This window comes from Desulfatiglans sp., from assembly GCA_012513605.1.
GTDB lineage: Bacteria > Desulfobacterota > DSM-4660 > Desulfatiglandales > HGW-15 > JAAZBV01.
Map to the genome: position 1 here is coordinate 54,311 of JAAZBV010000075.1, position 6,000 is coordinate 60,310.

Genomic DNA, 6,000 nt, shown 5'->3' on the forward strand with positions numbered 1-6,000 from the left:
ATTCGTAATCCATTCATCTATGTGCTTCCATGATCACACAACACCGAATTGACGAGGGTGCGATGCCTGCCAATAAAGACTTTTAGAAGATTGAACGTCATCAACCTTAAAAGCCCGATTTGGCAAGCTAGTAAGCACGTAACATTGAATTATTTATTATGCTCAATCATTTAGACTTTAGGACCCTATAGCTCAACAAGTTTGTCTTTGTTTGCGACCGGAATGCAGACAATTGCATCAAACGCCTCGTTCACATTCGTTTCGACGGATGTGCTTTGGGATCGTATTCGTTTTGTGCCACGCACGTCATCTGCAGGCATCACAAATGATGCCGTCATCCCGCCCGCATCAACGAGACGCTGCTCCACGCTATCCTTTTGAATTTCATCAGCAGGGGTAAGCTCAACCGAAAAGCCTAGCTGGCTTTCAGGCGATGGATATTGCATCTCCGGAACGGTGGCCCCCAAATGGGTTAATCCAATGGCATGGTAGCCATGCCGATGCGCAAGGTGCTGCCCCATGGGAACGGCCGTTAGTTCACCGGAAAAGGAAAGCACTGTTTTCTGGATGTGGTTGTTATGCGCCAGTAAAAGGATCTTCAAATTCGGGTCCTCCCGGAGACGCTTGTCAACGACGCCCGCCATGAATGATTCGCGAACGGACGTATCGCCCTGAAGAGAAGTGCCGTCAAAGAGTGTCTTCATAACCCGCAGGGTTTCCAATGTATGTTCAACCGACAATACACGATCGGATGCTTTTTGAAAGAACTCATTCGCGTGAAGCTTGGTAAGAATCGGGGCCAAGCCCATCAATCGTAATTTTAACCGCATGATCCCAGAGAGTGCCTTGTCTCGCAAAGTTGGGTCCAGTTTCCCCCATTGCGTTGATGAGACCACGGCGGATTCCCCGGAGATAGATGCCAGGGATTGTCTTAACGCGTCCACTTCCGGTTTTACGATGGGATCAAGGATCTCAATATCCGTGGACAATTGCTCCAGATCGTCGCGTGGGTTCAAAGTGTTGGGCAAATCGATGCCAATCACTACCAGTTTTCTTCCGGTTTCCCGGAGATAGGATTTTAGCCAGATCAGCACCGACCCATACAAAGCAAAGGTCAATGGATTCACAATATTTTTCAGATTATCAGTATCCGTTGCGGAATTGAGCCATTCCGAAATTCTCTGGCCCTGAATCGCCCCGCACTCCAGGCCAATTGAGTTAAATCGGTGCCTCTCTACGAAATAGCGGATGAGGCGGGCTCTAGCCAGGGAGAACTCTGAAACAAAGTGAGCTCCTTCGCCTATACCAATGATTTTGGAGCATTTCCCTATGGAAGCGAGACTTTCAAGTTCTCTGAAGGTCTGCTTCCAGGGCTGCAAAAGTGTTCCGGCCGGCCTGTATTCCATATCAATTCCTTTTTATAACCCTTAACATGACATGCGGCGTCTTATCGCCCGGTCATTGTTGAAGGACCGGTTTTTTTAATCATTCAGGTAATACGGGCATAAATGCTCTCAGCAAAAATGCACCGATAGCTAAAAGCGCCATCATGATGTAGGTGGCCTGCCTTGGTTTCTGTGTTTTTCGGTCAATTAAAAAGACTTTCAAGTAAGACACCACAACAGTAGCGAGTAATATCCAAAATATCTCAATGATGTTCGAGAGACTCTGAGCACCATATCCTATTCCAGTCAATCCTATCCATAGCACAATCGCGGGTAGAGACGCAATAAGGAACCATTTGGATTCATCACCCTTTCGACGCGATACCAGATAAGCGGGAGCACATAGAATCGCTACTATAAGTATCAGAGCCGGAAATAAAATTGTCATTCAATCCTCCTTGGCTGTATACGCGCACGAAAACCGGTTTATAAACTTTTCGATAAATCCGACTTAATGAAAATATTCGCCGATTGGCTTTATAACTGATTTTCTACTTCTACAGACAATTTCAATCCAACACTATGCAGGACAGAATTCAAGCTTTTCAATTTAGGATTACCTTGTGTTGAAAGGATACGATAAAGATTTTCTCTATTAAGTTTTGTTTTGCGTGCTATTTCAGAAATACCCTTTGCATCTGCAATATCTTTCAAGGCCATTAAAAAAACTTCTTGAGAACCATCTTTCAATGCAGCGTTCAAATATTCCGCAGCTTCGACAGGATCAAGAAGATCTTTTTTGAGATTATCTTCATATTTTACTGTTAATTTTTTCATTCCATTCTCGTTTCAAAATCTACCCAGTATGTTTGAGCTAACTGAATATCTTTTGATTGCGTTTTTTAGAGCCACCACAAAGTAAAATCACGATGCGTATCTCGGTTTTTCCATAATAAACCCTATAGCCTGGACCATAATCGATTCGCAATTCATTCACACCTTTTCCAACAGGCTTACCACCAAAATTACCAAGCCTTATACCATTCAACCGGACCCTAATTCTTGCACGTACAGTAAGATATTTAAGTGAACTTAGCCACTTATGGAAGGGGTTTTTCCATCTTCTGTTATATATTTAAGAAGTTATATTGTGTAATCACTCGTAGTTGCATTGTAGTTTAAAAGCTACTAAAGTCAAGTTTTATTTTTTTGGGCATCAAGGTAACGCCTGCATAACCAGACGTGCGGGACGCACTGTCTGGTTTATGCAGATGTTAGAAAAATATTAATTGTCAATAAGATACTCAGACGCGTATGGATATTTTGCAAAAGCGTTTTTGTGTCGTTTAAATCCCTGCTTTTTATATACATCCTCAGCTTCAAATGAAGATGTAAGATATATACAAAGGTTCTGTTTATCACGAAGCAACTCTTTGAAGATCTCTGTTGCTATTCCCTGTCTCCGATATTTTGGGAAAACACCAACATCAAATACTGTTCCGTAGCATACACCATCGCTAAGAAGCCGACCTCCACCGATAAGTTCCGAACCATTCCATGCAGTCACCACTTTGGAACTAGCCAAAAAAGCAGCCTGAATTGCAGCATAGTCTCTCTTTTTACCAAATTGCCCAACAAGACCAACATCTTCATACAGGTTACATAACTGATCCCAGTCAATATGTTCAGTGCCCGTTTTGTATTCTATTATCATTATAGTCCTCTTTCTAACGTTTTGCTCAGGGGCAGCGTGGTTTTTACACTGTCACCTGCCGCAGATAAAAGCATTTTCGCCTGCTATTTACCGACCGTTTAATTTTCGATAACCAGTTATTTTTATATTCGTAAATTTTGCCACTGTTGGCTGTTTTTGTAAATAGGATTTTTTCACCCGGTTTTAATTTGGATATAGCCTTTGTGTGCACATAGCGTCCCCTTTTAGGGGCTGATAGCTTTACCCATGATGATGAAGGGCAGTTGTCAGCAAAAAACAGCACCTCATACACCTTTGATTATGAGCACAGGCTTAAGACCATAGGGAGCACAATACAGTATTTTTATGATGGCATGGGAAAAAGGGTAAGGGCTGTAAGGAGTGGTGTTACTACAAAGTATATCTATGATGCCAGAGGCAACCTGCTTGCAGAGGCTGATTCAAACAATGTTATCCAGAGGTATTATATATATGGAAATGGTCTTATGGCGAAGGTGACAGCGTCAGAGAATACCTACTGTTACCATTATAATGCGACAGGAAGCACCATAGCCATCACTGATTCCAGTCAGAGCATAGTAAATAAATATGCCTATACTCCATTTGGGGAAATAGGAAATGAGGTGGAAGCCCTTGCCCAACCATTCAAGTATATCGGGCAGTATGGGGTTATGTCAGAATCCAATGGCCTCTACTATATGAGGGCGCGGTATTATGACCCAACTTTGGGAAGATTTATATCGGAAGATCCTTTGGGATTTGGGGCTGGGGATGTCAATTTGTATGTGTATGTGAACAATAATCCGGTATTGTTGATTGATCCGTCGGGCTCTGCTGGGTTTGCATTAGATTTTGGTGGGGCATATGGCTCTGGTTGGGGCACTAGTAATTATTCTACAGGTGGAGGTGCAGGTTCTGGAATTTTTGTTGGGGTTAGGCCAGACAGCATGGGACATGCTCAGCTAGGAGGGTTTATCTGCCAATCATACACTGATACAATCCCTGGAGCAAAAGTAGGATTAGGCGTTAATTTGACATATTATAAAGGAGATTCAAGAGATTTCCTTTCAGGCGTATCAAATTATACTTCATTAACTTTTGCAGGAGTTTCTGTGACAAAATATTCGGATCAAAAAACTGAAGAAACTACAGGATGGACAGTAAGTCTATTTGGTAAAGGAATTGGTTTTACTGGGTTTAAAGAGGGGACTACTCAATCATGGTCGGGAGCTTTGCAAAAATAATATTTGGGCATTTAATAGTTAAGGAGCAAAATGAATGGTGAGGTATACCTTCCATATGCCATGGAAAGAAAATATATAAATGCAGCAAAGGAATGGGGATGGCAGTATGTTTTTCCTGCTGCCAAAATATCTACAGATCCTCGTGGTGGTAAACAAAGACGCCATCATCTTGATGAAAGTGTCATTAGAAAGACTGTAAGATCAGCGGCTCAAAAGGCCGGCATTCATAAATTGATAGGTCCGCATACATTCAGCCATTCTTTTGCAACACATCTGCTTGAGAATGGTTATGATATACGCACTGTTCAGGAGTTGCTCGGGCATAAGGATGTATCCACCACCATGATTTATACCCATGTTATGAAAAAGGGGGGGGATTGGGGGTAAAGAGCCCGCTGGATGGGAGGTAACTAAAAGGCACAAGGCTCAAGGTGCAGGGCGCAGGGCGCAGGGGTAAAGTCAAGAAAGAGTGAACATCCAACGCTGAACGTCCAACTTTCAACTTTGAATGAAAAGCAATAAGATACGAGGTCGGGAATGACAGGAAAAAAATGAACCACAGAGACGCAAAGGCCGCCAAGAAAAACAATAAATATTTTTTGATAATATAAGAAGCTTTTCTCGGTGCCCTCCGCCTGTCCCGCCATAGCCTTGGCGTCGACGGATGTCCTTCGTGGTGAAAATAGATTTTCCGATCAGGTCTGGAATAACAGAAAAAGTCAAAAAAGGATGAACATCCAACATCGAACATTGAACGTTGAACTTCGAATGAAAAGCAAAATAATAGGATAAAGGGCACAGGCGCTGTGCCCCTACAGGAATTATTAATTATAGTTCAGGGTGCAGGGCCCATCCTCCGTCGAAAAGGCTATGGCATGACAGGTCCACCTTTGTTAAAAGGGCAGCGAGGGTTCCACATTGACATTTCCATGGTTCGGAAGTACTCTTTCGTTATGACACAAGAGATTCGAAAAAAAATCGAGGCACTTTTCCCGTGCGAAAAAGATATTCCCCGGGAGATCGACTTTGCCCCCTGCGGGGGAACATATGAAGGGGGCATGACCTATCTCATTGACGGAGAGCTTCGCGCATGGAGCGGACGGACCTCTGAGGTACTCTCCCCGGTATGCATTCGTACAGACATGGGGCTTGTCCGGCGGAAGATCGGTTTGGAGGCGAGACTGACCACTGAAGAGGCAATATCGGCCTTGGAGGCCGCTGTCCGCGCATGGGATCACGGTCGGGGCGCATGGCCTGTTATGCGGGTTCAGGAGCGCGCAGAGAGGTTGTCAGCGTTCGCCATTATGATGCGCTCAGTTCGGGATCAATCTGTTCGCATGCTCATGTGGGAGACAGGCAAGAGCCTCTCCGACAGCGAGAAGGAGTTTGACCGAACAGTCCAGTATATTACTGATACAGTGGAGGCATTGAAAGAGACAGATCGTGCCGGGGCCAGGTTCTCCTCAAACAGCGGCGTTCTGGCACAGATTCGCCGCTCTCCGCTTGGCGTGGTGTTATGCATGGGGCCGTTCAACTATCCGCTCAACGAGACCTTCACCACACTCATTCCCGCTCTGGCCATGGGCAACACAGCGGTAGTAAAGCTGCCGCGCTATGGGTCTCTGTGCCAGATCCCCCTGTTGCACGCATTTAAAGA

General features: G+C 44.4%; 6 protein-coding genes and 2 pseudogenes. 3 read left to right on the forward strand and 5 right to left on the reverse strand.

What is annotated here, in order from left to right:
- Positions 1 to 185: 185 nt before the first annotated feature.
- The 5 genes and pseudogenes from GX654_09485 to GX654_09505 all read right to left on the reverse strand — a co-directional run bounded on the left by GX654_09485 (position 186) and on the right by GX654_09505 (position 3,096).
- The gene (locus GX654_09485; GenBank protein NLD37089.1) at positions 186 to 1,406 is read right to left on the reverse strand and encodes an erythromycin esterase family protein; all 1,221 of its coding nucleotides are present in this window, start codon (positions 1,404 to 1,406) and stop codon (positions 186 to 188) included.
- A gap of 79 nt (positions 1,407 to 1,485) precedes the next feature.
- Positions 1,486 to 1,833, reverse strand: a complete 348-nt coding sequence (locus tag GX654_09490; protein NLD37090.1) for a hypothetical protein — start codon at positions 1,831 to 1,833, stop codon at positions 1,486 to 1,488.
- Positions 1,834 to 1,922: 89 nt separating this feature from the next.
- Complete coding sequence (locus GX654_09495) at positions 1,923 to 2,222, reverse strand: putative addiction module antidote protein (GenBank protein ID NLD37091.1); 300 nt, start codon at positions 2,220 to 2,222, stop codon at positions 1,923 to 1,925.
- Positions 2,219 to 2,520: pseudogene (locus GX654_09500) on the reverse strand (type II toxin-antitoxin system RelE/ParE family toxin). Before GX654_09500 ends, GX654_09495 begins: the two are co-directional and overlap by 4 nt.
- Before the next feature lie 150 nt (positions 2,521 to 2,670).
- The gene (locus tag GX654_09505) at positions 2,671 to 3,096 is read right to left on the reverse strand and encodes a GNAT family N-acetyltransferase (protein ID NLD37092.1); all 426 of its coding nucleotides are present in this window, start codon (positions 3,094 to 3,096) and stop codon (positions 2,671 to 2,673) included.
- 266 nt (positions 3,097 to 3,362) lie between these two features.
- Between GX654_09505 and GX654_09510 the strand changes: the two genes are divergently transcribed.
- The 3 genes and pseudogenes from GX654_09510 to GX654_09520 all read left to right on the forward strand — a co-directional run.
- Complete coding sequence (locus tag GX654_09510) at positions 3,363 to 4,343, forward strand: RHS repeat-associated core domain-containing protein (GenBank protein NLD37093.1); 981 nt, start codon at positions 3,363 to 3,365, stop codon at positions 4,341 to 4,343.
- A 30-nt stretch (positions 4,344 to 4,373) separates the two neighbouring features.
- A pseudogene (locus GX654_09515) lies at positions 4,374 to 4,753 on the forward strand (tyrosine-type recombinase/integrase).
- 543 nt (positions 4,754 to 5,296) lie between these two features.
- Positions 5,297 to 6,000 (forward strand): aldehyde dehydrogenase family protein (locus tag GX654_09520; GenBank protein ID NLD37094.1); only part of this gene is annotated, 704 nt, incomplete at its 3' end.

What these genes read in the sequence shown, in the direction of transcription:
- GX654_09490 (NLD37090.1), bottom strand. Translation starts at nt 1,833, where the DNA reads ATGACAATTTTATTTCCGGCTCTGATACTTATAGTAGCGATTCTATGT.
- GX654_09495 (NLD37091.1), bottom strand. Translation starts at nt 2,222, where the DNA reads ATGAAAAAATTAACAGTAAAATATGAAGATAATCTCAAAAAAGATCTT.
- GX654_09485 (NLD37089.1), bottom strand. Translation starts at nt 1,406, where the DNA reads ATGGAATACAGGCCGGCCGGAACACTTTTGCAGCCCTGGAAGCAGACC.